We start from the raw sequence: 25,889 nt of genomic DNA, 5'->3' as shown, positions 1-25,889 counted from the left end.
CGCGTCCGGTCACCCGATCGCGTCGAGGTCCTCCGCGTAGTGCTCGATGGCCCGGCGGTACGCGCGGACGGACGGGTCCTCACTGGTCCGGGCGAGCAGGCGCAGCAGCAGGGCGACCGCGTCGTGGTGCCTGCCGGTGTTGTGGAGGGCCATCGCGAGGAAGGCGCGCAGGGAGCCGTCCTCGGGGAACTCGTCGGCGGCGCGGGTCAGGAGGGCGACCGCCTCCTCGTACCGGCCGAGCACCCGGTACGTGCTGCCGAGGCCGAGGAGCGCGCCGCGCCGGTCGTCGGGCGCGAGCCGACCGGTGGGGTCGCCGAGGGCCCGTTCGTAGTACGGCACGGCCTCCGCCTCCAGGCCCAGGACGTCGTGCGCCCAGGCCGTCTGATAGGCGATCTCGGCGTCGTCCGGCCAGCGGGCGGCGAGCACGACGAGCCGCTCGCGGGCCTCCTCCCGCTCGCCCCGTTCGCGCAGCGCGACCGCCTCGGCCAGCAGGCCGTCCCTCTCCTCGTGATGCTCCATGGCGCCATCCTCGCAGCTCGCGGCGGACGGGCCCGCGCGGGCTGCCAGGTGACGGGCCGCCATAGCGGGCGGGCCGGATTGTGGCGTCCTCACCCATGGAGGGCGGCTCCGGGGAGGCCGTAGCGTCCCGGCCGATCCCCCGTCAGGAACGAGCCGCCCGGGAGCCCCCATGCGTCCACCCCGTCCCACCCGCTCGCGCGGGCCACGCCGTCTCGCCGCGCTGCTGCTGTGTGCCGCCGCGGCCCTCTTCCCGACCGCGAGCCCCGCCGGGGCCGCCGCTCCCCCGCCCGTGCCCGGCACGCTCCAGGGGTACGACATCGGCTCCGTGTTCAGCGCGGGCGTCTCGTCCGGCGGGTACATGGCCACGCAGCTGCACGTGGCGTACTCGGGGACGTTCGAGGGCTCGGCGGTGTTCGCCTCGGGGCCGTACGACTGTGCCCGCGGGCAGCTCGCCACGGCGCTCAACGCCTGCATGGACACCACGCAGAACCTCCAGCTCGCCGCCCTGGAGCAGGCCACCCGCGACCGGTCCGCGCAGGGGCAGATCGATCCGGTGGCGAACCTGGCGGGCGACCCGGTGTACGCCTTCAGCGGGTCGGCGGACACGACGGTGAAGCGGCCGGTGGTGGACGCGCTCTCCGACTACTACGGGCGGTTCGGCGCCCGGGTCCGCTACGACCGGTCCACGGCGGCGGGGCACGCCTGGATCACCCCGCTCGGCCCCAACTCCTGCGGGGTGACGCAGACCCCGTTCCTGAACAAGTGCGGGACCGACGCGGAGGGGGCGCTGCTCGGACACCTCTTCGGATCGGTGGCGGCGCCCGGTTCCGGGACGGGCGGCTCGCTGATCCGCTTCGACCAGAACGCGTACGCGCCCGGCGGTTCGGCCCCGGCGATCTCGATGGGTGCGGAGGGCTTCGCGTACGTGCCGAAGTCCTGCTCCGACGGGGCGCGCTGCCGGCTGCTCGTGGCGCTGCACGGCTGCAAGCAGGGCTACACGTACCAGGGGTTCGGGACCCGGTTCGTCGAGGGCGCCTACCTCAACGAGTACGCCGACACCAACGACATGATCGTGCTGTATCCGCAGGCGGCGGCCACGGGGACCCTGGAGAACCCGAACGGCTGCTGGAACTGGTGGGGTTACCTCGGTGACACGGCCTACGCCCGGCACGGCGGGAAGCAGATCGAGGCGATCATGGGCATGGTGCGGGCGCTGCGCGGCACCGGGACGCCGCCGCCCTCGTCCGACCGGACCGTCCTGTCCAGCACGGACGCCGAGGACGGGTACGTGAAGGCGGCCGCCGACGGTTCGGGGGCGGTGGTCGGCACCCTGGAGGACGTGTCCGGGCTGGCGCTCGGCCGGGGCACGGACGGGAAGGCGAACCGTACGGTGGTCTCCTTCGACACCTCGCGGATCCCGGCCGGCAAGGAGATCGCACGGGCCTGGCTGACCGTCACGCGGTCGAGCGGCTCGGGCGACCCCTGGGCCTCGCCCGCCGGGAACCGGCTCCTGGTGGACGTGCGGACGGGCTGCTTCGGCGGGTGCGCGGTCGAGCCGGCGGACTGGTCGGCGCCGGCCTCGGTGGCGGGCGGGGCGCGGATCGACGCGTTCTCGTCCGGGAGCGCGGTGTCGACGGACCTGTCGGCGGAGGCGGTCGCGGCCCTGAACCGGGGCGGGACCACGCAGTTCCGCCTGGGCTTCGCGTCGGCGCCGACCGGCACGGCGTACCTCTTCGTGAACCGGGACGCGCCGGTGACGCTGACGGTCGAGTACCGGTAACCGACGGGGGTCCGGCGTCGGGGTCCGGCGTCGAGGGCTGGGATCGGGGTCCGGTGTCGGGTCCCGACGCCGGGTCTCGACGCCGGGGGCCGTTCAGAGAGCCGGGTCGAGGCCGCCCGCCGCAGGGCCGGGATCCGCGGCGGGGCGGGGGACGCCCGGTCCGAAGGCGCTGCCCCGCAGCCACTCGGCCCAGCCGAGGTTCCAGTCGCCGAAGCCGTTGCCGAAGGGGGACATGGGCTCCCCGTACCCGTTGACCACCCGGACGAGGTCCCCCTCGCGCACGGTGCGGAACAGCCAGGCGGCGTCCTCGGTGCTCATGCCGGTGCAGCCGTGGCTGACGTCCTCGCTGCCCTGCGCGTCGAGGGACCAGGGGGCGGCGTGCAGGTACTCGCCGCTCCAGGTCACCCGAGTGGCCCAGCGGACCTCGAGGTCGTAGAAGTCGTCGCTGCCCCGGGCGATGCCGATGGAGTCGCCGCGCATACGCACCACGGGTTCCTTCCCCAGGACGACTTTGGTGCCGCTCCGGGTGCGGTATCCGGCCTTGCCGGTGGTGACCGGAAGGGTACGGAGCAGCCGTCCGTCGCGGTACACGCGCATCCGGTGGGCGGCGACGTCGGTGACGGCCTCGATCCGGGCGCCGGTGGTGAAGGCGAGGGGGCGTGAGGGGCCGCCGTACAGGTCGTCGGTGATCCGGGTTCCGTCCAGGCCGCTGTGGACCCGGACGGTGGCGCGGGCGGGCCAGTAGCCCCGGGGCCGGTAGTGGAGCGTGGTGGCGTCGATCCAGTACCAGGAGCCTTCGACGTGGGGCTCGGCCCGTACGTCGAGGGCGCGTTCGACGGCCCGGCGGGCCCGGGGGTCGTCCGCCGGCACGGGATGGCTGAGTTCGGCGGTGACCGGGTGGCCGACCCCGTACGTACCGCCGTCGTCCGGTCCGAAGGAGACGGTGAGCCGGTCCCCCGCGGGCACCCCGGCGGTGCGGAAGTCCAGGCGGGCGTGGGCGCGGCGGGGGCCGTCGGCTCCGGCCCGCTCGACCACGAGGCGGGCGGCGTAGCGGCCTCCCGCCGGGAGCGGGGCGGAGCTGGTCCAGCGGGTGCCGTCCTCGCCGGTCGCTCCGGCGATCCGGCGGCCACGCCGGTCGGTGACGGTCACGTCGGCCAGTACTCCCCCGGTGCGCAGCGCCAGCTCCACCGGTCCGGAGGCCTTCGCGTCGAGCGTGAACGGCGTTCCCGTGAGAACGGGTACGGAGCCGGGCCCGGATTCGCCTCCGTCGTCCGCGCGCAGCGGGACCGTGCGGCGGAGTCCGGCGCACGGGCCTCCGCTCCCGGGGCAGCCGTCCACCGAGACGACGGCGGGAGGAACGGCGTCCGGGACCGAGGCGGCCGGTACGTCCCGGTCGGCGTCCCCGGCCGCGTCCGGCCCCGCGGGGGACGGGGCCGCCGTACCGGCGAGGACGGCGCCGACCGCGAGGGACAGCGCGCTCCACCCCCGCGCGTATCTGCGTGACGACACGTCGGACACCCTCTCCTTCCACGCGGTGGCGTCGGCGGACGAGGCCGACCCCGGCATCACATCCGATGAAAGGAGGAAAAGATGATCAAGGCGTCGGGCGTGGCGGCGGAGTCGGGCGCGAGACGACTCGAATGGGTCAGCGGGGCGGCTCCGGGAGCTCCTCGCCGGTCTCCAGGAGGGACTTGAGGCTGGAGACCAGCGCGGGCCAGCCCTCGCCGACCAGCTCCTTGATGGTGCCGTCGGCCGCCAGGTCGCCGTGGGTGACCGTCAGCCTGACGGTGTCGCCCGACGGTTCGATCGCGAAGGTCACCCGGGAACGGGGCTCCGCGACGAGGCGTTCGTACGCGTCGTGGCCGAGGCCGACGGCGTCCGCCCAGGCTGGGGTGAAGGTGTGCCAGGTGTACGAGAGGAGGCGGCCGGGCTCGGCCGCGAGGACCACCTGCTCGGGGTCGGCGGTCCTGCGGCCGCCCTCCTCCCAGACCATGGGGGCGCCGGGGGACCAGTCCGTCTCGAAGGCCACGCCCCAGTAGCGGCGGGTGAGCTCCGGGTCGGTGAGCGCCTTCCAGAGCGCGTCGGGGGTGGTCCGGATGTAGGTGGTGTAGACGAACGTGTCGCTGCCCATCGCGCTGCCCTCGGATCTGCTCCCCCGCGGCTTCCCCTCCCCTCCAGCCTAGGCGGGCGCCGGAGGTACGTGCCAGCGATGGGCGGCCGGCGGGGGCCTCTGCGGCCGTTCCTTGCCGGGCCTCGCCGAGTCCACGTCCGGTCCGCGTGCGGCTCTCGCCGGTGCGATGATCCTTCTTCCGTTGAATAGGTGCGGAAGAAACTATTCAACGGACTGCTAGCGTGTCCGGATGTCCCTCAAGCACGCCGTCCTCGCAGCTCTCCTGGAGGGCGAGGCCTCCGGATACGACCTGGCGAAGATCTTCGACGTGTCCGTCGCCAACTTCTGGGCCGCCACCCCGCAGCAGCTCTACCGCGAGCTCGACCGGCTGGCGGAGGCCGATCTGATCACGGCCCGGGTGGTGGAGCAGGAACGGCGTCCCAACAAGCGGATGTTCAGCCTCACGGAGGCGGGCAGGCGGGATCTGGCCGCCTACACGTCGACGCCTCCGCGCCCGAGCGCCGTCCGCGACGAGCTGCTGGTCCAGGTGCAGGCCTGCGACGAGGGGGACACCGCGGCCGTCCGTGCGTTCGTGGCCCGGCGGATGGAGACGGCCCGGACGAAGCTCGCCCGCTACGACCGGCTGCGGGAGCGGATGCTCGACGGCCGGGACGAGGAGACGTATCTCGGCGAGGCGGAACGCATCGGGCCGTATCTCACCCTGATGCGGGGCCGGTTCTTCGAGGAGGAGAACCTGCGCTGGGGCGCCCGTGCCCTCGCCGTGCTCGACCGGCGCGCCGCCGCGGAAGCCGTGGAGGGGGAGACGGGGAAGAGCACGGCCGAGGCGACGCGGGGCGCGTGACGGGTCCGGAGGGATGACCGGGGGTCCTACTCTGCGGTAACGTCACCGGCCGGCCGCCGGAGGCTCCGGCGGCGCATCGGGACGGATCGGGGACGGACCTCCATGAACGTCGGTGACCTCGTCGAGGACTTCAGCCTGCCGGACGAGACGGGCGCTCCGCGCTCCCTGACCGGGCTGCTGGCCGAAGGGCCGGTCGTCCTCTTCTTCTACCCGGCGGCGCTCACTCCGGGCTGCACCGCCGAGGCCTGCCACTTCCGCGATCTGGCGGCCGAGTTCCGCGCCGTCGGCGCGCTGCCCGTCGGGATCAGCTCGGACGGGGTGGAACGGCAGCAGGAGTTCGCCGAGCGGCACTCCCTCGGGTATCCCCTGCTGTCCGACGCCGACGGTGCCGTGCGGGAGCGGTTCGGCGTCAAGCGCGGGTTCTCGATCGCTCCGACGAAGCGGGTCACGTTCGTGATCGGCCAGGACCGGCGGGTGCGGGAGGTCGTGCGCAGCGAGCTGCGGATGAACGCGCACGCGGACCGCGCGCTGGCCGCCCTGCGCGGCGCCTGAACCGCCACGACGTGCGGAGGCGCGGCACCTGGGTGAGACTCGCTGCAAACGCCCGGCCTCTCCCCGGTCGGCGCCGGAACGGAGCGTGCGGCAATGGACGACTACCCTCTCCTCAACCTCTTCTGGACCATGCTGTGGTTCTTCCTCTGGATCATGTGGTTGTTCCTGCTGTTCAAGGTGGTCACCGACATCTTCCGGGACCACGAGCTGAACGGCTGGGCCAAGGCGGGCTGGTTGATCTTCTGCATCCTGCTCCCGTACCTCGGGGTGCTGGTCTACGTCATCGCCCGCGGCAAGGGCATGAGCCGGCGTGACGCCAAACAGATGAAGGACAGCGAGGCCGCGTTCCAGGACTACATCCGCAAGGCGGCCGGGACCCAGGGCGGCGGTACGAGCGCCACGGACGAGCTGGCGCGGCTCGCGGACCTGAAGGACAAGGGCGCCATCACGGCGGAGGAGTTCGAGAAGGCGAAGACCAAGGTCTTGTCCTGAGGTGCCGAAAGGGTAGGGGCGGCGCGCCCCGTCGGGCCCGTGGAGTCTCCCCTGGAGATCCACGGGCCCGACGGTTTTCGTGGCGAGAACACAACCCTGAATACGAATCTGAAATGCCACTTTGATACGGTCGGATCGTGAAGCTGACCAAGTTCACCGACCTGGCGCTCCGCGCCGTGATGCGCCTGGCGGTCACCGCACCGGAGGAGTCCGTCACCACCCGCGAGGTGGCGGAGTCGATGGACGTGCCGTACGCCCACATGGCGAAGGTGATCACCCGGCTCCAGCACCTCGGCGTGGTCGAGGCCCGGCGCGGACGCGGCGGCGGGCTCGCCCTGACGGAACTGGGCCGGCGCTCGTCGGTGGGCTGGCTGACCCGCACCCTGGAGGGCGAGGAGGAGGTCGTCGCCTGTGAGGGCGATCCGCCCTGCCCGCTCAGATCCGCCTGTCGACTCCGGGGGGCGCTCCGCGAGGCACAGGAGGCGTTCTACCGCGTGCTCGATCCACTGACCGTGGCGGAGCTCGTATCCTCGCCGACCGGTCCGCTCCTCCTCTCCCTCTCCCCCCGCCCCACTCCCTGACCGCCCCTCCCCCGACCGCACGCGCCGCAGGGCGTGCGCTTCTCTCCACCCTTAAATAGGTAGATGATCTACCAGTTTGGAGTTCCCATGTTGTCCGAGCAGGCCGTCCCGGTCGTCCGCGCCACCCTGCCCGCCGTCGGCGGCGCCCTGGACCGGATCACCGAGCGCTTCTACGGGCGGCTCTTCGCCGCCCACCCCGAGCTCCTGCGCGACCTGTTCAACCGGGGCAACCAGGCCAACGGCGAGCAGCGGAAGGCGCTCGCGGGCTCCATAGCGGCCTTCGCCACGACCCTCCTGGAGCACCCGGACCGGCGCCCCGACGCGATGCTGTCGCGGATCGCGCACAAGCACGCCTCGCTCGGGGTGACCTCGGAGCAGTACAAGGTCGTGCACGAGCACCTGTTCGCCGCGATCGTGGAGGTCCTCGGCGACGCGGTGACGCCCGAGGTCGCACGCGCCTGGGACGAGGTGTACTGGCTGATGGCCAACGCCCTGATCGCCGTGGAGGCCCGGCTGTACCAGGAGTCCGGCGTCACCGAGGGTCAGGTCTGGCGGCCGATGGAGATCGCCGAGCGGCGGGAGGAGACGGCCGACACGGTCTCGTTCGTCCTGCGCCACGCGGACGGGAGCCCCGCCGCCGCGTTCCGGCCGGGTCAGTACGTGAGCGTCCGGGTCGCCCTGCCCGACGACGCCCGGCAGATCCGCCAGTACAGCCTCTCCTCCGCCCCGGGGCGCCCGCGCTGGCGGATCACCGTGAAGCGGGTCGACGGCGACCCGGCGGGCGAGGTCTCCTCCTGGCTGCACGCCCATGCCCGCGAGGGGGACACGGTGGAGGTGTCGGCCCCGTTCGGCGACCTGGTCCTGCCCGGGGGCGACGGCCCCCTGCTGCTCGCCTCCGCCGGGATCGGCAGCACCCCGATGCTGGCGATGCTCGACCACCTCGTGAACACCGGATCGGCCCGCCCCGTCGTGGTCGTGCACGCCGATCGCGCTCCCGCGACCCACGCGCACGCCGCCGAGCTGCGGCGCCTCGTGGACGCGCTGCCGCAGGGGACCCTGCACCTCTGGTACGAGGAGCCGGGCGACTCCGGTGCCCGGCCGGGCCGCGCGGACGTCACCGCGCTCGACCTGCCGGCGGGCACGACCGCGTACCTCTGCGGGCCGCTGCCCTTCCTGCGCGCCGTGCGCGGCGACCTCCTCGGCCGGGGCACCGCCGCGGCCGACATCCACTACGAGGTCTTCGGCCCCGACCTGTGGCTGGGCACCGAGGGCTGACCCGGCCGCTCCCCTCCGGGCTTCCTTCAAACTCTCTCCCCTTCTCCTTCGATCTCCAAGCAGCATGGCGTTGCCGCTGTGGATACTGCATAGTGAGGTGCCATGTCGGCCTCGCATTCAGCGGGTCCGCGAGGAACGGACGGAAGCGGCGGAGACGATGGGATCGTTCGGGTCAGCAGACGGTGGTCGCGGTGCCGGGCGGCCGGTGCGCGGGATCGCCCTCGACATCGGCAGCTCCCGGACCCGCGCCTGGGCCCCGGGGGCGGGCGTCTTCGCGGACGTGCCGAGCGGTCCGGTGCGGCGCGGCCGCGTGACCGACGCGGACTCCCAGCTCCGGCTGCTGCGGCGCCTGACGGCCGCGGCACCGGGCGGCGACGGGCACGACACCGTCGTGATGCTGACCCACCCGGTGCTCGCCGGCCGGGAGGAACGGGAGGCGGTGAAGCGGGTGGTCGACGGCCTCGGCGCGGTACGGGTCTTCGCCGTGGACAGCGCCCGCGCCGCGGCGGCCTACGCCGCCCCGCCCGGTGACGGCCCGCTGCTCGTGGTCGACCTCGGCGCGCAGTTGACCGAGGTCACGCTCGTCGTGGACGGCCTCGTCGTGGACGCCCGGCTCGCCGAGGTCGGTCTCGACGACCTTCCGGAGTCGGGGAGCGCCCCGGACTCGGTCGCCGGGACGGCCGCCGACCTGGTGAGCGACCTGTGGCGGCGCGACCGCACGGGCGCCGTGCGCGGGGCGCTGCGCCGGGGCGTCCTGGTGACGGGCGGCGGCGCCCTCCGTCTCGACGTGACCGGGCGACTGGCCCATGTCCTCCGGGCCCGTCTCCGCCTGGCCAACGACCCGTCGACCAGCGTCGTCCGCGGCGCGGGCCTGATGCTCGCCTCCGCCCTCCGCCATCCGACCGCCTCCCCCGCCCGGATCTGACGCCGATCGGAGCGGGGCGGGGGCGGAAACGGCCGAGGCGAGACGGCCCGGGGTGAGGCGTCCCGGGGCGAGACGGCCGACCCGGACGAGACGTCCCGGGGCGAGGCGGGCGGGGTCAGCAGCCGGTCGCCCAGATGTGGGAGTCGCCGCGGTCGTTGGCCGCGCCGCTGTAGCCGACCTCCTGACCGGGGGCGAGACAGATGGTCATGCCGCCGCCCTGCCAGGCGTTCTCGTAGACGCGGACGTGGTCCTTGATGCCGGGGCCGGAGATGCCGTGGTTGGCCCAGGAGGAGTCGGTGTCGGAGATCCAGCTCTCCCACCAGCCGTCGTCCCCGCTCCAGTTGGCGCGCTGGCCGCCGAAGTTGGCCTCCTGCCAGACGCAGAAGTTGCCGCTGGGGCATTCGGCGGCTCCGGCGGAGGAGGCGAGGGCGAGACCGGTGGTGGCGGCGAGCAGGGTCGCGGCGGCGGTGGCGAGGATTCGCTTCACGGGAGGATGTGGCCTTTCTGCGGGTGGGACGGGTGCGTGGACGCGGGCAGTTCGGCTGCCCGCCGCAGCGCGCGGTCACGCAGCTGCCGGTATGCGGTGAGTTCGTCGCGGTGCAGGGCGCGCACGGTGACCAGCTCGGCGGCCTCAAGGCGTGCGCGTACGGCGTCGAGGCCGGTCTCGCGGGCGCAACGGGCGGCGAGAGCCGGGTCGGGGCGGTCGGGACGGGGTCGGTCCGGCGGGGCCGCGCACGCGGTCCAGCGGGCGAGGGCCGCACGATGGGCGGGGTCGGCGCGCATCCGGTCCTGGGCCTCGGCACGGAGGTTGTCGACGGTGACCTGGGCGCGGAACCAGCGGTGCTGGTCGCCGTAGAGCCGGTGGCGGGCGGTGGCGAGGCAGCCGTCCGTGTGGGCGGTGACGGTGGCGCCCGTCGCGAGGGTCACGGAGAGTTCACGGGGTCCGGTGCCGAAGAGCGCCGCCCGGAAGGCGCGGTCCTCGTCCGGGGCGCGGGGCCTGGCCGTGGGGGCGAGGCCCCGGGCGCCCAGGCAGTCGGCGACGAGGCGGCGCTCGGCGGCGCCGAGGAGGGCGTCCCGGGCCGCCTCGGTGGTCGGGGTGCCGGGCGCCCCGGGTGTTCCGGCGTCGACGGTGGCGCAGCCGGCGAGCAGGAGGGAGGCGATGGTCGCCACGAGGGCGTGGCGGGTATGCGAGGCAGCGCGGAGCATGGGGTCCCCCTTGGATCGTCCCTGGTCGGAGGGCTGGCGGGTGGTCGTGTCGCCGGCTCGGGGTGATGATTTCCCGGGGCTACGGCCGCCATTCCGAGGCTCACTCGAACGAGTCGAACGCGCCGGTGCGTGCGCCCCTCGGGCGCCCGCCGGGCGCCTCCCGGGCACCCTGGGACACCCGTCCGGATGCCCTCGGACGCCCTCGGATACCTGGGCGTGCGGCAAGCGGAGAGGGGCGGAAGAAAGGGCGGGAACGACAAAGCCCCGGTTGGACGGGGGATTCCAACCGGGGCCGATCGCCGTGACGGGCGAAGGGCGGTCACCTCTGGGGGGGAACCTGGGGACCGGACCCCTTCGCCGTCACATACATATGAACGGTAAACCTTTCCCGAATGTTCCGAGAGTTCCCGAGTGGGCGATGTGAGTCACCTCACCCCATTTCGGTGAAGCCCCCACCCCCGCCGGGACCCGTCAATCCTTCTCGGGGCGGTAGACGGTCCCGGGCTCCGCCTTCCCGGGGGCGAGGAGTTCTGGCACGGTCACGAAGGTGAAGCCCCGCCGCTTGAGCTCGTCGATGATCGGGGGAACGGCCGGGACCGTGCCGTCGTAGATGTCGTGGAGCAGGATGATCCCGTCGCCGTGCGCCTGGTCGAGGACGCGCTGCCGGATGAGGGCCGAGTCGTCGGTCGAGTAGTCCTTAGCCGTGATGCTCCACAGGATCTGGGCGAGTCCGAGTTCCCGGCTGACCTCGGACACGGTGTCGTCGGTACGGCCCTGCGGCGGACGCATCAGAGTGGGTTTCCGGCCCGTGATCTTCTCGACGGCGTCCTGGGTGCGCTCCAGCTCCTCGCGGACCTCGGCGGCGTCGAGGTCCGTCAGGATCCGGTGCGTCCAGGTGTGGTTGGCGACCTCGTGCCCCTCGTCGGCTATGCGCTTGACCACCTTCGGGTAGCGGTCGACGTGCTTGCTGCCGAGCAGGAAGAAGGTGGCGGGGACCTGCTTCTCCTTGAGGATGTCGAGGAGTTTCGGCGTGTCCTTGCCCGGTCCCGCGTCGAAGGTCAGCGCGATGCACTTGACCTCCGCGCAGTCGACGCGGCGGCCCGCTCCGCCCGGCTTGTCGTCCGATCCGGCCCCCTCCCGCGCCTCCTGCGGGGTGAGCGGGTCGACGCCGCAGCCGCTCAGCGTCACCATCAGCGACGCGGCGGCCAGCAGGGCGACGGCCGTTCCCCCTCGTCGGCGCAGCCTGGATCGGAACATGGTGGAACCCGCTTTCCCCGGTGATGTTCGGCAGGGTCGCGGCCGTCGCCTGGTCAGGGCGGGCCGCGCGACCGAACATGCACACTACACAGGGTGTATACCGGGGGGTGACAGCGGGGTCGGAGGCCCGTTCGCGGGCGCACGAGAGCCCCGGGAGCGCCCGTCCGCGTCTCCCGGGGCGGTCCTGGCGATGGCGTCGGCGTCTCTTACGGCGGCGCCTCCCGCTGAGCGGCGGCGTCCTGCGGTGCCCGCCGCTCAGCGGGAGGCGAGCAGCAGGCGCGCCTCCGTCTCCTGGTCGCCGGAGACGGTGTGCCGGGACTGGACGTCGAAGCCGGTGGCCAGGACCTTCTCGACCTCGTCGACGGCGTGGTAGCCGCCGGTGAGCGTGACGCCGACCAGGGCGGACAGATGGGCGGGAGACACCTCTTGGTGTTCCCCTCCGGCCGTGTCGTACGTGGCGGCCCAGACGGTGGGGGACGGATCCGTCGCCGCCTGCGGGCCGGGCGTCGCGATGTCCTCCAGCCGGTAGACCCCGTCGAGGACGTCGAAGACGGCCTGGGCGTCCTCCCTGCCGCAGTCACTCAACTGGACGGTGACGTCGGTGTCGATGTGCGGGTCGTACACGTCGCTCATCTCCTCACGGCCCCCCGGTCGCCAGTGACGCCTCGCACTCCTCGTGCCCGGACTCGTCGCGCCACCTCTCCAGCATCCCTCCGAGGCCGCCGCACCGCGAGGGCCACCGCCGGGCACGCGACGACGCCCGGCGATCTCCGCGACGGCCTACCGGGCCGTCCCTCCCCCGGCCGGGGCCGGCATCAGGGCCACGACACCGGGCGCTTCCGGCGACGGGCACGCGCCTCACCGCTCGCCCGCCCCCACTGGAACCGGTCGAGGAACCGGGTGCGGGCCGGACGGGAGGCCGAGCGGGAGATCGGGCGGGAGGCAGGACGGTCGGTCACGACCTCCGGCCGTCCGGCGGGGGCCGCTGCCGCCGGAAGCGGGACCGGGGCGGCCTCCTGCGGTGCCGGGACCACCGGTGGCCCCGCGGGCAGGGGCGGCGTCAGGAAAGGTGGTGCCGTCGGCAGAGACCGCGCAGACAGGGCCCTCGGGCCGCCGCGTACCGTCACCGTCGCGGCCCACGGATCCGGGGCCCCGGCCAGTACGGAAGGCGCGGGAGCCGGTCGTACCGCAGACACGGCATCGACCCTCCGGGCAACCGGGACGGTCGGCGCGGCCCCGGCGGTCTCCCCCGGGTGCGGGGCCGGGTACGCGGCCCGCGCCTCGTCCAGGGCGAGCGCCAGGCTCAGCCGGTGCCAGAGGATCTCGTCCGGGTCGTCGGCGCGCGTGAGCCGCTCGGCGAGCTCGCGCGCGGCGGCGGGTACCGGCATTCCCTGTGGCGGCGGCGGGCGCAGCCGGTCGAGGTGGGCGCGCTCGTACGGGTCGTCCACGACCTCGGCGACGTGGAGCGGGTCGAGCAGGGAGGCGATGGCCGAGGCCCGCGCCCACGGGTCGTCGGTGGCGCGGAGCAGCAGGGCGAGCCGTCGTGCCCGCCAGTTCCTCGGCCGCAGGTCCTCGCGCGCGGCGAGGCGTTCGCGGAGTTCCAGCGGCAGCCGTCCCGTGAGCAGTGTCGGGCAGGTGCGGCCGAAGTCGGCGACCTCCTCGGCCAGATACGTCCACACCACCGCCCGGTAGCGGTTCAGCGAGAACCGCACCGGACTGAGGTGCCCCGTCCGGACCAGCCTGGTGAACCGCTCCGGGGTGATCCCGAGGAGTGCGGCGGCCTCCCCGGTGCCCACCGCGCGCACCCGGTCGCGCAGGCCGGCGGGGAAGTCGGGCGCGGCCCTGAGTCGGTCGAGCTCGCCCTGCTCGACGCGCCGCCGTCCGCCCTCTCCGGCCGGTACGGTCCGCACCAGACCGAGCTGGACCGCGAGCCGGAACTCGTCGCGCTTCAGCTCCAGTTCCTGTGCGGCCCGCGCCGGTGTCACCGTGCGCGTCCTCTCGTCCGCCGTCCTGTCGTGGCCCTCCACCGTCATCACGCGGCCCTCCCCCGTGCGTTCGCATTCTCCGTGGCGCGGATCCGTCCGACCCACCGAAGAGAACGTAACGCAGAGTGACGAACCCCGCACCGTCTGTGGAAAACCGCCTGTGGAAAACCGTTCGTGAACCACGTGTGGCGGAACCTCGCGGTGGAATGTCGGCAGAGGGCCGTCAGAGCGGTCCGCCACCCGGGTAGCCGGGCTGTCGCGCCTCCACGCCGAGGTGCTCGCCGACGCGGTTGACCAGCAGGGTCATCTCGTACGCCACCTGGCCGACGTCGGCCTCCGCCGCGCTCAGGACGCACAGGCAGCTGCCTTCGCCCGCGGCGGTCACGAAGAGCAACGCCTCGTCGAACTCCACCATCGTCTGCCGCGCCCGGCCCGCGTTGAAGTGCCGGCCCGAGCCCCGGGCCAGGCTGTGCAGGCCGGAGGAGACGGCGGCCAGGTGCTCGGCGTCCTCGCGCACCAGCCCGCTGCTCGCGCCCGTCACCAGGCCGTCGTTCGACAGCACCAGCGCGTGCCGTATGTGTCCGACCCGCTGCGTCAGGTCGTCCAGGAGCCAGTCCAGTGCCTTGTCCAACGCCATCAGTGGTCCTCCCCCTGCGTGGTGCGTCCCCGTCGACCCGGATTCCCGTGCTCCCCGTGTCACCGTGGTCCGCGTGTCGGCGCAAGCCTTACGCACTGTCGTGGACAGGGCAAGCACTGCACCACGCCCGCGTGTGCCGCAGGATGGGAAGCATGACGAGGATGACCGAGGAGCAGTGGCGGACCTTCGTGTCCGCGGGCACCCGCACCGGCAAGCTGGCGACCGTTCGCGACGACGGCAGTCCCCACGTCGTGCCGGTCTGGTTCGTGCTCGACGGCGACGCCTTCGTGTTCAACACCGGCAAGACCACGGTGAAGGGCCGGAACCTCGCCCGCGACGGGCGGGTCTCCCTGTGCGTGGACGACGACACCCCGCCGTTCTCCTTCGTCTCGCTGTTCGGGCGCGCCGAACTCAGCGAGGAACCGGACGCGTTGCGCCACTGGGCCACCCGCATCGGCGCCCGCTACATGGGTGAGGACCGGGCGGAGGAGTTCGGCGAGCGCAACGCCGTTCCCGGCGAACTCCTCGTCCGGGTGAGGATCGACAAGGTGATCGCCGAGGCCGGTCTCGCGGACTGAGGCGCCCGGCCGGGCGGATCCGGCCGTGGTTCAGCCGACGGTGTCGAGGAGCCGGGCGGTGTGCATCCGTCCGGCGTACTCGACCAGGCGGATCAGCACCTCCTTCCCCGAGTCCCGGTCGCGCGCGTCGCACAGGACGACGGGCGTGCCCCGGTCCAGGTCGAGCGCGCGGGAGACGTCGTGCGCGCCGTAGGCACGCGCGCCCGTGAAGCAGTTGACGGCGACCACGAAGGGGATCCGCCGGTGCTCGAAGTAGTCGACCGCCGGGAAGCAGTCCTCCAGACGCCGGGTGTCGGCGAGGACGACCGCCCCCAGCGCGCCCTGGGCCAGCTCGTCCCACAGGAACCAGAACCGGTCCTGGCCGGGGGTGCCGAAGAGGTAGAGGGAGAGACCGGAGCGGATCGTGATGCGGCCGAAGTCCATGGCGACGGTCGTGGTGGTCTTCCGGTCCACGCCGCCGGTGTCGTCGACGAGTTCCCCGGCCCGGCTGAGCCGTTCCTCGGTGCGCAGGGGGCGGATCTCGCTGACCGCGCCGACGAGGGTGGTCTTGCCGACGCCGAATCCTCCGGCGACGAGGATCTTCAGGGCGAGCGCGGTGGTGTCCGCGTCGTCGTCCGCGCCGGTGCTCTCAGAGCGCTCGTAGGCCATCGATTACTTCCCTCAGGATTCTTTCGTCGGGGAGCCGCGCGGGCGGCACGGGTCGGCTGACGCGGACGAAGCCGGATTCGAGGAGGTCGCCGAGGAGCACCCGGACGACTCCGACGGGCAGGTCGGCGTCGGCGGCGAGTTCGGCCACCGACTGGGTCTCGGCCCGGCACAGGGCGAGCAGGGACCGGTGCTCGGGGCCGAGGAGGGACTCCTCGGCCGGTCCGGGCGGATCGTCGTCCACGACGACGAGGGCGATGAGGTCGAACCGCACGTGGCCGGGTCCCGGTTTCGTCCGGCCGCCGGTCATCGCGTACGGGCGGACGAGCGGGCCGGCGTCGGAGTCGTACCACCGGCCGCCCGGCACGGACGGGCCGCCGCCGGTGCTGTCCTGGTTCATGGGGTCCTCCGGGTCAGCCCGCGGCCGGCGGGGTCACCGTGAGGCGGGGCGGGGTGTGCAGGTGCTCGCCGACGCGCTTGACGAGCCGGGCCATCTCGTAGGCGACGAGGCCGATGTCGGCGCTCGCGGAGCTGAGGACGGCGAGGCAGGAGCCGTCCCCGGCCGCTGCCACGAAGAGGAAGCCGTCGTCCATCTCGACCATCGTCTGGCGGACCCCGCCGGTGCGGAACTGGCGGCCCGCGCCCTTGGCGAGGCTGTGGAAGCCGGAGGCGATGGCGGCGAGGTGTTCGGCGTCCTCGCGACCGAGGCCGCTGGAGGCCCCGACGGCGAGTCCGTCGCCGGAGAGCACCACGCTGTGGCGGACCTCGCGGACCCTCGCCACGAGGTCGTCGAGGAGCCAGTCGAGTTCGCCGGAGCGGTGGTGGGAGACCCTCTCGTGGTCGATCATGCGTCGTCTCCTTCGGGGTGAGGGGCGTGCGGGGAGGTGGGTCCGGGGCGCGCGGCGTCGTGGCCCGCGCCGGTGCCGAGCGGGCGCCTGCCGCCCGGGGCCGGACCGCCGCCCCGCCGCCAGCCGTCCTGGTAGGCCGTCATCCGTTCCCGGACCCGCTCCGGGGTGCGGGCGTCCGCGCCGGGCGCGGGGGTCTGCTCGTGAACCGGCGCCTCGCGCAACTGCGGGACGAGGCTCGCCTGTCGTACGCGGCGGGGCAGTTCTCCCTCGGAGTCGCCAGGGGCGCCGGGGCCACCGGTCGGTGCCCCGGGCGGCTGCTCCCCCTGCTCGGGCGTCGGCGGTGGTACGGAGGAGCCTCGGGGGCGCAGGGCGGTGACCCCGACGGGTGCCGGTCCGGGTTCCGGACGTGCCGTGAGCGCGGGGACGGCGGTCGGGCGCGGCAGCGGCTGCGGACGGGAGGGAGCCGGGATCCAGGGGGACGGCGGCCGTGACCCGTCGGGCTGCTGCGGCGGGCTCCCGTGCCGTCCCCCGCTCCCCTGAGGCCGGGGGACGGTTCGGCGCGCGTCCTGGGAGGGGGCGGGGCCGGGCCGTTGCGAGGAGGAGCGGGGCGGCTGGACCCGGTCGAGACGGCGGACCTCGGCACCGGGCGCATCCTCGCGTTCCCGGTCCTCCTCGCGACCCCTGGTGTCCTCCCGGACTCGGGCCTGTTCGCGCTCCCGGGGGTCCGCTCCGCCCCGGGCGTTCCCGTGCTCCCGCGTCGTGCGCGGTTCGCCCGTACGCGGTTCGCCCGCGCGCGGTCCGTCGGTGCCCTCCGTGCCTTCGGCGCCGGAGACCCGCGCCCGCGTGCCTTCCTCGTACGGGGTTCCGGTACGGGGCGTCCCGGGGCCGTCCGCCGGTGTGCCGCGTCCCGGCGGGAGCGCGCCCTGGAGCACGTCGGTGGGGAGGAGGACGACGGCCGTCGTCCCGCCGTAGGGGGAGGGCCGCAGGTGGACCCTGATGTCGTGGCGGGAGGAAAGGCGACTGACCACGAAGAGGCCGAGCCGGTCGCTGTCGAAGAGGTCGAGGTCCTCGGCGCGGGCGATCCGGGCGTTGGCCTCGGCGAGGTTCTCCTTGCCCATGCCGAGCCCCCGGTCCTCGATCTCCAGGACGTAGCCGTTGCCGACGGGTTCGCCGCTGACGCGCACCTTGGTGTGGGGCGGGGAGAACTGGGTGGCGTTCTCGATGAGTTCGGCCAGGAGGTGGGTGAGGTCGGCGACGGCGCCGCCGACGACGGCCGTCTCGGGGAGCCTCGGCACCTCCACGCGCGCGTAGTCCTCGATTTCGGAGACGGCGGCCCGGACGACGTTGGTGAGGGGGACGGGCCTGCGCCAGGCGCGGCCGGGGGCGGCGCCGGAGAGGATGATCAGGCTCTCCGCGTGGCGCCGCATACGGGTGGTGAGGTGGTCGAGCCGGAAGAGGTCGTCGAGTTCACCGGGGTCGTCGGCGCGCCGTTCCATGGCGTCCAGGAGGTTGAGCTGGCGGTGGACGAGGACCTGGCTGCGGCGGGCGAGGTTGACGAAGACGCCGGAGATGCCGTCGGCGAGTTCGGCGCGTTCGACGGCGGCGGAGAGGGCCGCGCGGTGGACGGTGGCGAGGGCCTCCCCTACCTGGCCGATCTCGCCCTGGGAGTCGGGTCCGGCCGGGGCTTCGGCCCGGATGTCGATCTCCTCGCCCGCGCGCAGCCGGCGCATGGCGGCGGGGAGTTCGCGGCGCGCGATGCCGAGGGCGGTGTTGCGGAGGCCGACGAGTTCGACGACGAGGCCGCGCCCGATCCGTACGGAGACGAGGAGGGAGGTCACGACGGCCACGAGGCCGAAGGCCACCGCGGCACCGCCCGTGGTGAGGGCGCCGTCGGCGAAGGGGTCGGTGCGGTCGGCCGCCCCGGCGCGCGCGTCGGTCTCGATCGCGGCGAGTCCGTCGCGTACGGCGGCGAGGGGGGCGTCCCAGTCGGCGGAGGCGACCGCCTGGGCGGCGGGGCGGCCGGGGCTCGCGGCCCGGATCCGGTCCTCCGCGAGGGTGAGCCGGGGGTGGTCGGCGCCGGTGGCGAGCCGGGTCCACGCGGCGCGTTCGGCGGCGGGCAGGTCGGCGGTGGCCGAGGCGATGAGGGCGCGGCGGGTCTCGACGGCCCCGGAGAAGGCGCGCAGCCGGTCGGCGGTGAGCAGACCGGTGAGATGGGCGGAGCCGAGGAGGGCGTCCTCGCGGGACAGCATCTCGCCCGCCCGGCCGAATTCCAGGAGTACGCGCGCGTCGGCTCCCCGTTCGGCGTCCTGGACACCGGCGAGGGCGCCGCCGACGGCGAAGGCGGCGGAGATGGCCCCGGTGTACTCCGCGTAGACCTGGTCCCAGTCGGCCCGTCCGTCGGCCGCGGCGGTACGGAGCAGGGCGAGGCCCTCGGTCTTGCCGACGAACGCGCTCACCCGGTCGGCGACCTCGTCGGGCAGGTCCCCGGTGTCGCCGACGGTGTGGTGCGCGTCCAGGCGGAGCCGGTCGACGGCATCATCCGTGCGGCGCATCCGGTCCTTGAGTTCGGCGGCCCGGTTGGCTCCGGGGGCCGCGACCTGTCGTACGGCGGCGCGCCGTTCCGCCTGGAGCGCCGTGAGGGCGGCCGACACGGGCTCCCTGACCTCGGCGTCGAGGCGCTGGAGCTGACGGAGCCGGGCGACGTCCTGGGCGGTGGTGACGGTGGCGAAGCCCCACAGAGCGAGGAGCGAGACGACCGGAACCATCAGGAGCGAGACGATCTTGGCGCGGACCGTACGGGGGCGCAGGCCGGGGCGCGGGGCGGTCCGGACGCGGTCGTCGCCGGGGGCGGAGGATCCCGCCGGATCGGTGAGGTCCGGGAAGGCAGCGGCTCCCGCCGAAGCGTGCGGCTCCGCCTCGTCGGCGGGCGGGCCCGCGTGGGCGCGTCGTCCGCGCACGGCTGTCGGCGGTGCCGGTACCCCGGCGTCCTTGGTGCTGCGGGGAGTTCGCATGGCCTCCTCGTTCCGGCTGCGGCTGTCTCTGGTGCGGTGGGACGGGTGGGACGGGCCCGGCCGGCAGGGCCGCCGAATCAGTGCGTACGCGTGCGCGTGCGGGTCGCTTCGGCAGTGCGGGAGCCGTGGTGTTCGGCGTCCGCCGGATGCTCCTCCGGTTCGGTGGGGCGCCCCGCGGAGGCGTACGCGGCGCGTTCCCCGGCCGTCGGGGAGAGGGCGACGAAGGCGGCGGTGATGAAGAGGTACGAGCCGAGGCCGACGGCGAGCGGGAAGACGAACTGCATGACCGCGGCACCGGGCAGGGCGGCGGAAGAGGGGACGACCTCGACGCTCACCGCGAGCATTCCGGTGTAATGCATACTGCTGACCGCCGCGCCCATGACCAGCGAGGCGACGGCCACGGCCGCGGGCGCGTGGATGTGGAGGGCCGCCCACAGCGCCGCGGTGGCGGCGACGACGGCGATCAGGACGGAGAGGCCGACGAGCAGGGGGTCGTACCGGACCTGGCCGTGGAGCCGGAGGGCGGCCATGCCGAGGTAGTGCATACTCGCCACGCCGATGCCCGTGGTCAGTCCGCCGATCAGCAGGGAGCGGACCCGGTCGCGTCCGTGGCCGACGGCGAACACGCCGACGCCGACGACGGCCATCGCGACGACGAGGCTGAGGACGGTGAGCGGAACGTCGTAACGGATGTCGGTGCCGGTCACGCCGAATCCGAGCATCGCGACGAAGTGCATCGTCCAGATGCCGCTGCCGATCGCGGAGGCGGCGGTGAGCAGCCAGTTCCGCCGTGACCGGCCGGTCGCGTCGAGCGCCCGTACGGTGCAACGCAGTCCGAGGGCGGCGCCGATGCAGGCCATCGCGTACGACAGCACGGGGGTAAGCCAGCCGAAGGCGGCGTGGTCCAGGTGTCCCATGGCTCAGGGACGCTAGTGCGCATCGGGGGGCGCACCGGGGGCGCATTTCGAAAGCTGATGGAATGTGACAGAGAGCTGACCCCGAACGATCGCGCCGGGTTCGAACGCTCACCCAGAAAGCCCGCGCCGGACGTTCACCCCTGCGGGTGGCATGCGCGCCCGGCTTTCACCCCTCCGGGTACGAGATCATGGGCGCATGAGCGATGACCCCACACGCGTCCGAGAGTTCTTCGGTGCCCGTGCCGCCGACTGGGACAGCCGGTTCCCCGACGACGGCCCCGCGTACGCCGTCGCCGTGGCCGAGCTCGGCCTGCGTCCGGGCGACGCGGTCCTCGACGCGGGCTGCGGGACCGGCCGCGCGCTTCCGCCGCTCCGCGCCGCCGTCGGCCCCTCCGGCACCGTCATCGGGGCGGACCTCACCCCGGAGATGCTCGAACGGGCCGTCCGGGCGGGGCGCGACGGCGCGGACGGCGGGGCGCTGCTCCTCGCCGACGTCGGCCGGCTGCCCGTGCGCGGGGGCGCGCTCGACGCCGTCTTCGGCGCGGGGCTCGTCTCGCACCTCACGGATCCCGCCGCCGGTCTGCGGGAGCTCGCCCGTGTCGTACGGCCCGGCGGCCGGCTCGCGCTGTTCCACCCGATCGGGCGGGCCGCCCTGGCGGTACGGCACGGCCGCCCCCTCACGCCGGACGACCTGCGTGCCGAACCTCGGCTGCGTCCTCTGCTCGCCGAGACCGGCTGGCGGCTCGTCGACTACGTCGACGAGGACGCGCGGTACCTGGCCCTGGCCGTCCGCGAGGGCTGAGCCACCGTCGGCGTCCCTCCGGCAGGCCCCCCGGGCGCGCCCACGCGCCCTTCTGCACCGGCACTCCACTGTCTACGGTGGACCTGCCGGGCAAGCCGTGCCCGGGAAAGGCGGCGGGCCGTGACACAGGTACCGGAAAGACTCCGCAGACTCCTTCCCTTCGCCCGGAGGCCGCCCGGGGCCGCCGCGCCGGCGCGTCCCGCCCGGCAGGGGCACAACCTCTTCGAGGCTGCGGCGGTGTACGTGGCCGCGTGCGCCGAGGACGACCAGGGCCGGGCGGAGGAGGCCGCGAACCGCGTCTCCCCCGGCGCGCTCTCCTTCGGCGTGAACGAACTGGCCTGCCGGGCCCTCATCACCCTCGCCCGGGAACGGAACGAGCCGCCGCTCGCCGTGGCCCGCTCGCTGCTCGGCCTGCGGGACGAATCGGCGTGACGCCGGACGGACACGAGAACCGGGCGGACATGGATAGGGGCGGTATCCAGGAACGGCGTCGGGCCGACGAGCACGGCCCTCCCCGACGAGCACGGCCTTCCCCGGCGGGAACCCTCGACGCGTGGGTTACTCACTGGTTAAGGTGCGCCGACGACTGGATGGGGAGGCTGCCGTGGCTGGGACGGACCCGATCGCCGAGGGCGACGGCGACGCCGACGCGCTGTTCGTGCTGACCGCCGCGCTGCTGACGCCCGCGCGCTTCCCGAGCGTGCTCGGGGACGACTATCCGGCGGCCTGCGCGGCGCTGGGCCTCGGGCCGCACCCGGAGGGGTACGGGCTCGTCTTCGGCCAGGACGGTCTGGGGGCGCGGTGGACGGTGGTCGTCGACGACGTCTCCCTGGTCGCCGTGGCCATCTCCTCCTGGGACTGCGGGATGGCCTACGACCTGTCCCCGGACGAGAAGACCGTGGTCACCGGGCTGCCGGGCTGGCCGCTCCCCGTGGCCACCGCCGCCCCGGGGGTGCCGGCCCCGCACGACCCGGAGCCCGAGGAGGGCGACCCCGCTCCGCTGGTCCCGCCGTCGGGCGACGTGTGGGGACCGGCCCAGCGTCGTCTGGGCGCCGATCAGGTGGCGCTCCACTGGACCGCCTGGCGGTCCCGGATCGGCGACGACGGCACGTACGCGGAGAGTGCCGAGGGCACGGAGGCGGCGCCCGCCGGAGCCGCCGGGAGCGACCCGTACGACGGCGTCCGGAGGGTCCTGGACGAGCTGCACGCCTATCTGGAGGAGGCCCCGCCGCTGGGGCGGGTGCGGTCCGCCTCCGGCGCGGAGGCCGGTGCGCGGCTGCTGCGCGCGGACGGCCCCGGCTGGTCGTTCGTGGCGAAGGCCGACGACATGGCGTTCGTCCTGCTCGACGAGGTGCCGCGCGAGGTGCTGCCGGTGGCGCGGGGGGCGAGGCTCCCGGCGCTCCTCAAGGGCCTCGACGCGATGGCCGTGCGCCCGGCCTGATCCGGTACCGCTCCGCCGGAATTCCCGGGCCTCAGGTCAGGGCGTGTCCGTACGCGGCGGCCAGGCCGTCGAGCTCCGGGTCGCCGTACACCGTGCGCAGCGCCCCGAAGGCCGCGACCTTGTCCTGGCCGAACCGGGACACGGACACCGCGTAGGTCTCCGGGGACAGGAACCTCGGCGGTGTGCTCTTGCTGTGGAACTTGTCCGCGTACATGACGATCCGTTCCTCGGGCGTGACCGCGACGTAGTCGGCGGGCGGCAGCGGCAGCCCCTGCGTGAGCACGTCCTCCTTGGTCAGTCCGACGCCCGTGTGGCACGAGCAGAACCGGCACACGGTCTCCGGGAGGCCTTCGGCCGCCAGGAGCTCGTGGCCCAGGATCCCGTGCCGTATGTAGGTGCGGCCGTCCAGCCGTCCCTCGGCGTCGTACAGGCGGTACACCCCGATGTCGTGCAGCAGGCACCCCGCGCGCACGAGTTCCGGGTCGAGGTTCTCGCCCGAGCGCGGGAGCAGGCGTTCGGCGATCCGCCACACGATCTCGCAGTGGGTGAAGACGAGCTCGAACGCCTCCTCATGAGGAGCGTGTTTTCTGTGCAGCGCGCGGATCTCGTCGACCGAGGGAAGGTGCATCCCCGCAGCCTAACGAGCCGGGGACACGGCCGGTCCGGGGCGTGCCCTATAGGACGGTGGCCCGAGGTGTGGTCTCCGACCATGGTCCGGCGGAAGGGGCACGCCGCACGATGTGGCGCCGATCCCCCTTCTTTTCCCTTCGTTCTTTCCGCCGTCCCACCGGAGGCTCACCATGCGCCTGTTCCCGGGCGTCTCACTGTTCGCCGCGTTCCTGGCCGGGGTCACCGTCCTCGCCCCCGCGTCCCCCGCCGGGGCCGAGCCGGAGGCCGCCGCGCACTGCGCGGGCCGGCACGGGCTCCACGTGCCCGGCGCCGAGCACCAGCGGTCCGCCTGTCTGGAGGACCTGACGACCGCGGGGCTCGCGGGCACGCCGTACACCGACATGGCGGACCAGGCCGGTCTCGCCGCGAAGGGGACCCGCAACCCCTCGGGGGTGCCAGGCGTCCAGATCGACGGCTACTTCCCCGACGACTCGCGGCTCAACGCCACGCACGGCTGGGCCCACGACGCGCAGTTCGTGATCCGGCTGCCCGACCGCTGGAACGGCGGGCTCGTCGTCACCGGCGCGCCCGGCACCCGCCGTCAGTACGCGACGGACGCGCTCATCTCCGACCAGGTGCTCGCCCGGGGCTTCGCCTACGCCTCGACCGACAAGGGCAACACCGGACCGGACTTCTTCACCGACGGGCGGAGGCCCGGCGACGCGGTCGCCGAGTGGAACCGCCGGGTGACCGAGCTGACGCTCGCCGCGAAGAAGACCGTACGGCAGCGGTACGGGCGGGCCCCGGACCGCACGTACATGACCGGCATCTCCAACGCCGGCTACCTGACGCGCTGGCAGCTGGAGAACCGGCCCGAGCTGTACGACGGCGGGGTCGACTGGGAGGGCGTGCTGTGGACCGCGCGCGGCCCCAACCTGCTGACGAGCCTGCCCGTCACCGTGGCCCGCTCCCTGGGGCGGGCCACCGACGAGGACCTGATCGGGGCCGGTTTCGCGCCGGACTCGCGCTTCCTCTGGCCGTACCACGAGCAGGCGTACTGGGGGCTGACGCAGAAGGTCTTCCGGGCCGAGTTCGACCCTTCGTACGACCCGGCCTGCCCGGGTTCCACCGCCGGCCGGACCGTGGAGGAGATCTTCGCGCCCTGCGCCTCGGACGCGTCGTACGACTACGCCTCCCGGCCCGCGTCCGTCCACCGCGCCGTCGCGAAGGTCGCGCTCACCGGGCGGATCGGCAAGCCGCTCATCACGCTCCACGGCGACCTGGACACCCTGCTGCCCATCGCCACCGACTCCGACGTGTACGCGCGGATGGTCGACGACCGGGGGCGGGGCCGGCTGCACCGGTACTACACGGTGCAGGACGGAACGCACACCGACGGTCTGTACGACACCTACCCGGACCGGCTGCGGCCGATCCTGCCGTGCTACCGCTCGGCGTTCGACGCGCTGACGCGCTGGGTCGAGGAGGGCGTGAGGCCGCCCTCGGACCGCACGATCGCGCGGCCGGCGGGCGGTGACGTGGTCAACTCCTGCGCGCTGACGGGGTGAGCGCATCGGGTGCCGGAGGGCGGTACGGCCCTCCGGCACCCGGGACCGGTCCCGTTCAGCCGCGCAGGGACGCGCCCACCTCGTGCAGATGGCCGAGGGCCTGGCGGTACGAGTCCACGAAGCCGGTCTCCGTGTACGGCACGCCGAGCGCGGCGCAGTGGGCCCGTACGGCGGGCTGGGCGAGCCGGAGGTTCGGGCGCGGCATGCTGGGGAACAGGTGGTGCTCGACCTGGTAGTTGAGACCGCCGAGGAACCAGTCGGTCAGGGCGCCGCCACGGATGTTGCGCGAGGTGAGCACCTGACGGCGCAGATGGCCCCAGGTGTCGCCGTCCTCGTGCTCGTCCGGCCGGTCCATGCCCTTGTGGTTGGGGGCGAAGGCCATCCCCAGGTGGACGCCGAGGAGCATCTGGTGGAGCAGGGCGAAGACCAGGGCCTCCGCGGGCGCGAGCAGGGCGAGGAGCAGGGTCGCGTACCCGGCGAAGTGAGCGAGGAGCAGGCCGCCTTCGACGAGCCGTTCGCGCCGGGTGCGGCAGGGGCCGTCCTTCGCGAGCAGGGCCTGGATCCCGTACGCCTTGAGCGCGATGCCCTCCAGGGTCGTCAGGGGGAAGAACAGCTTGGCCTGGTGGCGGGTGAGGAAGCCGCGCAGGCCCGTGCGGCCCGCCGTCTGGTGTTCGGCGAAGACGAGGACGTCGGCCGCGACGTCCGGGTCCTTGTCGAGGTGGTTGGGGTTCGCGTGGTGACGGTTGTGCTTGTCGTTCCACCACTCCCGGCTCATGCCGAGGAGGAGGTTGGCGTGGACGAGCTGGACGGCGCGGCTCGCCCTGCGGTCGGCGGTGATCTGGGCGTGCCCGGCGTCGTGGGCGACGAAGGCGGCGCGTGCGGAGAGCAGGGCGAGGGGGGCGGCGAGCGGAAGCGTCCACCAGGAGGGGCCGGCGAGGGCGAGTCCGGCCACCACGGCGGCGATGCCGAGGAGGTTGAGGACGATGACGCGGGCGTACCAGCCGGGACGGTGTTCGAGGAGGCCCTGTTCCCTGACCGTCCGCAGGAGCGGGCTGAACTCGCTGCCGCCCCTGACACGGGCGGGCGCCGCGGAAGGTGCGGAGGCCGGGGGCAGGACGGTGACCTGGGGCATGGTGGGCTCCGGTTTCTGTCGGTCGAGGGGCGCCTGCCCGAACGTACGGACGCGCGACCCTCCGGAACCATGGCGTCACCACCCGTCCCGTGCGGGGGCGCTCCCGGGGGACCGGGGTGGGGAGAGCCCCACCTCATGAAGGAACGTTCACCTGTGA

28 protein-coding genes are annotated in these 25,889 nt (G+C 74.0%); 12 read left to right on the top strand and 16 right to left on the bottom strand.

What is annotated here, in order from left to right:
- Window positions 1-9: 9 nt before the first annotated feature.
- Window positions 10-519, bottom strand: a complete 510-nt coding sequence (locus tag ACIQD7_RS25440) for a tetratricopeptide repeat protein (RefSeq protein ID WP_402444499.1) — start codon at window positions 517-519, stop codon at window positions 10-12.
- 169 nt (window positions 520-688) lie between these two features.
- On the opposite strand from ACIQD7_RS25440, the gene ACIQD7_RS25435 reads away from it, so the two are divergent.
- A complete protein-coding gene (locus tag ACIQD7_RS25435; RefSeq protein WP_402444498.1) occupies window positions 689-2,299 on the top strand; it encodes a poly(3-hydroxybutyrate) depolymerase in 1,611 nt (536 codons plus the stop codon).
- A 93-nt stretch (window positions 2,300-2,392) separates the two neighbouring features.
- Here the strand turns inward: ACIQD7_RS25435 and ACIQD7_RS25430 are convergent, their stop codons facing one another.
- Together ACIQD7_RS25430 and ACIQD7_RS25425 are read right to left on the bottom strand one after the other, a co-directional pair.
- Window positions 2,393-3,808, bottom strand: coding sequence for an Ig-like domain-containing protein (locus ACIQD7_RS25430; RefSeq protein ID WP_402444495.1), 1,416 nt, complete (start codon window positions 3,806-3,808; stop codon window positions 2,393-2,395).
- Window positions 3,809-3,944: 136 nt separating this feature from the next.
- Window positions 3,945-4,430, bottom strand: a complete 486-nt coding sequence (locus ACIQD7_RS25425) for an SRPBCC family protein (RefSeq protein WP_121828516.1) — start codon at window positions 4,428-4,430, stop codon at window positions 3,945-3,947.
- A gap of 229 nt (window positions 4,431-4,659) precedes the next feature.
- On the opposite strand from ACIQD7_RS25425, the gene ACIQD7_RS25420 reads away from it, so the two are divergent.
- From ACIQD7_RS25420 to ACIQD7_RS25395, 6 genes are all read left to right on the top strand, one after another.
- A complete protein-coding gene (locus tag ACIQD7_RS25420) occupies window positions 4,660-5,271 on the top strand; it encodes a PadR family transcriptional regulator (RefSeq protein WP_402444493.1) in 612 nt (203 codons plus the stop codon).
- Window positions 5,272-5,373: 102 nt separating this feature from the next.
- Window positions 5,374-5,823 (top strand): peroxiredoxin, encoded by a 450-nt coding sequence (locus tag ACIQD7_RS25415; protein ID WP_121828514.1) that lies wholly within the window; start codon window positions 5,374-5,376, stop codon window positions 5,821-5,823.
- A 93-nt stretch (window positions 5,824-5,916) separates the two neighbouring features.
- Window positions 5,917-6,315: an SHOCT domain-containing protein gene (locus tag ACIQD7_RS25410; protein ID WP_402444490.1), complete on the top strand. Its 399-nt coding sequence runs from the start codon at window positions 5,917-5,919 to the stop codon at window positions 6,313-6,315.
- A gap of 137 nt (window positions 6,316-6,452) precedes the next feature.
- On the top strand, window positions 6,453-6,896 hold the full coding sequence (locus ACIQD7_RS25405) for an RrF2 family transcriptional regulator (protein WP_402444488.1): 444 nt from the start codon (window positions 6,453-6,455) through the stop codon (window positions 6,894-6,896).
- Window positions 6,897-6,983: 87 nt separating this feature from the next.
- Window positions 6,984-8,171 carry a globin domain-containing protein gene (locus tag ACIQD7_RS25400; protein ID WP_402444486.1) on the top strand — a complete coding sequence of 396 codons (1,188 nt, stop codon included), beginning with the start codon at window positions 6,984-6,986 and terminating at the stop codon, window positions 8,169-8,171.
- Window positions 8,172-8,328: 157 nt separating this feature from the next.
- Window positions 8,329-9,096: a rod shape-determining protein gene (locus ACIQD7_RS25395; RefSeq protein WP_121828510.1), complete on the top strand. Its 768-nt coding sequence runs from the start codon at window positions 8,329-8,331 to the stop codon at window positions 9,094-9,096.
- Window positions 9,097-9,211: 115 nt separating this feature from the next.
- On the opposite strand, the gene ACIQD7_RS25390 is transcribed toward ACIQD7_RS25395, so the two are convergent.
- The 6 genes from ACIQD7_RS25390 to ACIQD7_RS25365 form a co-directional block, all read right to left on the bottom strand.
- Window positions 9,212-9,583: a peptidase inhibitor family I36 protein gene (locus ACIQD7_RS25390; RefSeq protein ID WP_121828509.1), complete on the bottom strand. Its 372-nt coding sequence runs from the start codon at window positions 9,581-9,583 to the stop codon at window positions 9,212-9,214.
- Entirely contained in the window at window positions 9,580-10,302 is a 723-nt protein-coding gene (locus ACIQD7_RS25385) for a hypothetical protein (protein ID WP_402444484.1), read from the bottom strand. The genes ACIQD7_RS25390 and ACIQD7_RS25385 overlap by 4 nt, the downstream gene beginning before the upstream one ends.
- Before the next feature lie 471 nt (window positions 10,303-10,773).
- The gene (locus ACIQD7_RS25380; RefSeq protein ID WP_402444482.1) at window positions 10,774-11,559 is read right to left on the bottom strand and encodes a polysaccharide deacetylase family protein; all 786 of its coding nucleotides are present in this window, start codon (window positions 11,557-11,559) and stop codon (window positions 10,774-10,776) included.
- 255 nt (window positions 11,560-11,814) lie between these two features.
- The gene (locus tag ACIQD7_RS25375) at window positions 11,815-12,192 is read right to left on the bottom strand and encodes a hypothetical protein (RefSeq protein WP_383410126.1); all 378 of its coding nucleotides are present in this window, start codon (window positions 12,190-12,192) and stop codon (window positions 11,815-11,817) included.
- Between the two features lie 182 nt (window positions 12,193-12,374).
- Window positions 12,375-13,592: a DUF6397 family protein gene (locus tag ACIQD7_RS25370; RefSeq protein WP_402444598.1), complete on the bottom strand. Its 1,218-nt coding sequence runs from the start codon at window positions 13,590-13,592 to the stop codon at window positions 12,375-12,377.
- A gap of 175 nt (window positions 13,593-13,767) precedes the next feature.
- Window positions 13,768-14,181 carry a roadblock/LC7 domain-containing protein gene (locus tag ACIQD7_RS25365; RefSeq protein WP_402444479.1) on the bottom strand — a complete coding sequence of 138 codons (414 nt, stop codon included), beginning with the start codon at window positions 14,179-14,181 and terminating at the stop codon, window positions 13,768-13,770.
- 152 nt (window positions 14,182-14,333) lie between these two features.
- On the opposite strand from ACIQD7_RS25365, the gene ACIQD7_RS25360 reads away from it, so the two are divergent.
- Entirely contained in the window at window positions 14,334-14,759 is a 426-nt protein-coding gene (locus ACIQD7_RS25360; RefSeq protein WP_402444477.1) for a PPOX class F420-dependent oxidoreductase, read from the top strand.
- Window positions 14,760-14,789: 30 nt separating this feature from the next.
- Here the strand turns inward: ACIQD7_RS25360 and ACIQD7_RS25355 are convergent, their stop codons facing one another.
- From ACIQD7_RS25355 to ACIQD7_RS25335, 5 genes are all read right to left on the bottom strand, one after another.
- Window positions 14,790-15,407, bottom strand: a complete 618-nt coding sequence (locus ACIQD7_RS25355; RefSeq protein ID WP_053641109.1) for an ATP/GTP-binding protein — start codon at window positions 15,405-15,407, stop codon at window positions 14,790-14,792.
- The gene (locus ACIQD7_RS25350) at window positions 15,388-15,804 is read right to left on the bottom strand and encodes a DUF742 domain-containing protein (RefSeq protein WP_390756369.1); all 417 of its coding nucleotides are present in this window, start codon (window positions 15,802-15,804) and stop codon (window positions 15,388-15,390) included. Before ACIQD7_RS25350 ends, ACIQD7_RS25355 begins: the two co-directional genes overlap by 20 nt.
- A 13-nt stretch (window positions 15,805-15,817) precedes the next feature.
- Window positions 15,818-16,252 carry a roadblock/LC7 domain-containing protein gene (locus tag ACIQD7_RS25345; RefSeq protein WP_121828501.1) on the bottom strand — a complete coding sequence of 145 codons (435 nt, stop codon included), beginning with the start codon at window positions 16,250-16,252 and terminating at the stop codon, window positions 15,818-15,820.
- Window positions 16,249-19,263, bottom strand: coding sequence for a nitrate- and nitrite sensing domain-containing protein (locus tag ACIQD7_RS25340; protein ID WP_402444474.1), 3,015 nt, complete (start codon window positions 19,261-19,263; stop codon window positions 16,249-16,251). Before ACIQD7_RS25340 ends, ACIQD7_RS25345 begins: the two co-directional genes overlap by 4 nt.
- Window positions 19,264-19,340: 77 nt before the next feature.
- Window positions 19,341-20,180 carry an MHYT domain-containing protein gene (locus ACIQD7_RS25335; protein WP_402444472.1) on the bottom strand — a complete coding sequence of 280 codons (840 nt, stop codon included), beginning with the start codon at window positions 20,178-20,180 and terminating at the stop codon, window positions 19,341-19,343.
- Between the two features lie 196 nt (window positions 20,181-20,376).
- Between ACIQD7_RS25335 and ACIQD7_RS25330 the strand changes: the two genes are divergently transcribed.
- The 3 genes from ACIQD7_RS25330 to ACIQD7_RS25320 all read left to right on the top strand — a co-directional run bounded on the left by ACIQD7_RS25330 (window position 20,377) and on the right by ACIQD7_RS25320 (window position 22,423).
- Window positions 20,377-20,982 carry a class I SAM-dependent methyltransferase gene (locus ACIQD7_RS25330; protein ID WP_402444470.1) on the top strand — a complete coding sequence of 202 codons (606 nt, stop codon included), beginning with the start codon at window positions 20,377-20,379 and terminating at the stop codon, window positions 20,980-20,982.
- A gap of 120 nt (window positions 20,983-21,102) precedes the next feature.
- Window positions 21,103-21,414 (top strand): hypothetical protein, encoded by a 312-nt coding sequence (locus tag ACIQD7_RS25325; RefSeq protein ID WP_121833375.1) that lies wholly within the window; start codon window positions 21,103-21,105, stop codon window positions 21,412-21,414.
- A gap of 172 nt (window positions 21,415-21,586) precedes the next feature.
- Window positions 21,587-22,423: a hypothetical protein gene (locus ACIQD7_RS25320; RefSeq protein WP_402444467.1), complete on the top strand. Its 837-nt coding sequence runs from the start codon at window positions 21,587-21,589 to the stop codon at window positions 22,421-22,423.
- A gap of 31 nt (window positions 22,424-22,454) precedes the next feature.
- Here ACIQD7_RS25320 and ACIQD7_RS25315 read toward each other — a convergent pair whose 3' ends face one another.
- Window positions 22,455-23,051 (bottom strand): HD domain-containing protein, encoded by a 597-nt coding sequence (locus ACIQD7_RS25315; RefSeq protein ID WP_402444465.1) that lies wholly within the window; start codon window positions 23,049-23,051, stop codon window positions 22,455-22,457.
- Between the two features lie 172 nt (window positions 23,052-23,223).
- Between ACIQD7_RS25315 and ACIQD7_RS25310 the strand changes: the two genes are divergently transcribed.
- Window positions 23,224-24,600, top strand: coding sequence for a tannase/feruloyl esterase family alpha/beta hydrolase (locus ACIQD7_RS25310; protein WP_402444463.1), 1,377 nt, complete (start codon window positions 23,224-23,226; stop codon window positions 24,598-24,600).
- A gap of 55 nt (window positions 24,601-24,655) precedes the next feature.
- On the opposite strand, the gene ACIQD7_RS25305 is transcribed toward ACIQD7_RS25310, so the two are convergent.
- Window positions 24,656-25,732 carry an acyl-CoA desaturase gene (locus tag ACIQD7_RS25305; RefSeq protein WP_402444461.1) on the bottom strand — a complete coding sequence of 359 codons (1,077 nt, stop codon included), beginning with the start codon at window positions 25,730-25,732 and terminating at the stop codon, window positions 24,656-24,658.
- Window positions 25,733-25,889 lie beyond the last annotated feature (157 nt).

Origin of the sequence: Streptomyces sp. NPDC093071, from assembly GCF_044754545.1 — a bacterium.
Lineage (GTDB): Bacteria > Actinomycetota > Actinomycetes > Streptomycetales > Streptomycetaceae > Streptomyces.
The sequence above is the reverse complement of the archived record's forward strand: the minus strand, read 5'-3'. Positions and strand labels throughout refer to the sequence as shown.

Coding starts and splice junctions, on each gene's coding strand:
- ACIQD7_RS25350 (WP_390756369.1), bottom strand. CDS start 15,804: ATGAACCAGGACAGCACCGGCGGCGGCCCGTCCGTGCCGGGCGGCCGG.
- ACIQD7_RS25370 (WP_402444598.1), bottom strand. CDS start 13,592: ATGACGGTGGAGGGCCACGACAGGACGGCGGACGAGAGGACGCGCACG.
- ACIQD7_RS25415 (WP_121828514.1), top strand. CDS start 5,374: ATGAACGTCGGTGACCTCGTCGAGGACTTCAGCCTGCCGGACGAGACG.
- ACIQD7_RS25335 (WP_402444472.1), bottom strand. CDS start 20,180: ATGGGACACCTGGACCACGCCGCCTTCGGCTGGCTTACCCCCGTGCTG.
- ACIQD7_RS25425 (WP_121828516.1), bottom strand. CDS start 4,430: ATGGGCAGCGACACGTTCGTCTACACCACCTACATCCGGACCACCCCC.
- ACIQD7_RS25360 (WP_402444477.1), top strand. CDS start 14,334: ATGACGAGGATGACCGAGGAGCAGTGGCGGACCTTCGTGTCCGCGGGC.
- ACIQD7_RS25380 (WP_402444482.1), bottom strand. CDS start 11,559: ATGTTCCGATCCAGGCTGCGCCGACGAGGGGGAACGGCCGTCGCCCTG.
- ACIQD7_RS25420 (WP_402444493.1), top strand. CDS start 4,660: ATGTCCCTCAAGCACGCCGTCCTCGCAGCTCTCCTGGAGGGCGAGGCC.
- ACIQD7_RS25345 (WP_121828501.1), bottom strand. CDS start 16,252: ATGATCGACCACGAGAGGGTCTCCCACCACCGCTCCGGCGAACTCGAC.
- ACIQD7_RS25340 (WP_402444474.1), bottom strand. CDS start 19,263: ATGCGAACTCCCCGCAGCACCAAGGACGCCGGGGTACCGGCACCGCCG.
- ACIQD7_RS25315 (WP_402444465.1), bottom strand. CDS start 23,051: ATGCACCTTCCCTCGGTCGACGAGATCCGCGCGCTGCACAGAAAACAC.
- ACIQD7_RS25440 (WP_402444499.1), bottom strand. CDS start 519: ATGGAGCATCACGAGGAGAGGGACGGCCTGCTGGCCGAGGCGGTCGCG.
- ACIQD7_RS25310 (WP_402444463.1), top strand. CDS start 23,224: ATGCGCCTGTTCCCGGGCGTCTCACTGTTCGCCGCGTTCCTGGCCGGG.
- ACIQD7_RS25410 (WP_402444490.1), top strand. CDS start 5,917: ATGGACGACTACCCTCTCCTCAACCTCTTCTGGACCATGCTGTGGTTC.
- ACIQD7_RS25385 (WP_402444484.1), bottom strand. CDS start 10,302: ATGCTCCGCGCTGCCTCGCATACCCGCCACGCCCTCGTGGCGACCATC.
- ACIQD7_RS25395 (WP_121828510.1), top strand. CDS start 8,329: ATGGGATCGTTCGGGTCAGCAGACGGTGGTCGCGGTGCCGGGCGGCCG.
- ACIQD7_RS25365 (WP_402444479.1), bottom strand. CDS start 14,181: ATGGCGTTGGACAAGGCACTGGACTGGCTCCTGGACGACCTGACGCAG.
- ACIQD7_RS25375 (WP_383410126.1), bottom strand. CDS start 12,192: ATGAGCGACGTGTACGACCCGCACATCGACACCGACGTCACCGTCCAG.
- ACIQD7_RS25355 (WP_053641109.1), bottom strand. CDS start 15,407: ATGGCCTACGAGCGCTCTGAGAGCACCGGCGCGGACGACGACGCGGAC.
- ACIQD7_RS25305 (WP_402444461.1), bottom strand. CDS start 25,732: ATGCCCCAGGTCACCGTCCTGCCCCCGGCCTCCGCACCTTCCGCGGCG.
- ACIQD7_RS25400 (WP_402444486.1), top strand. CDS start 6,984: ATGTTGTCCGAGCAGGCCGTCCCGGTCGTCCGCGCCACCCTGCCCGCC.
- ACIQD7_RS25435 (WP_402444498.1), top strand. CDS start 689: ATGCGTCCACCCCGTCCCACCCGCTCGCGCGGGCCACGCCGTCTCGCC.
- ACIQD7_RS25330 (WP_402444470.1), top strand. CDS start 20,377: ATGAGCGATGACCCCACACGCGTCCGAGAGTTCTTCGGTGCCCGTGCC.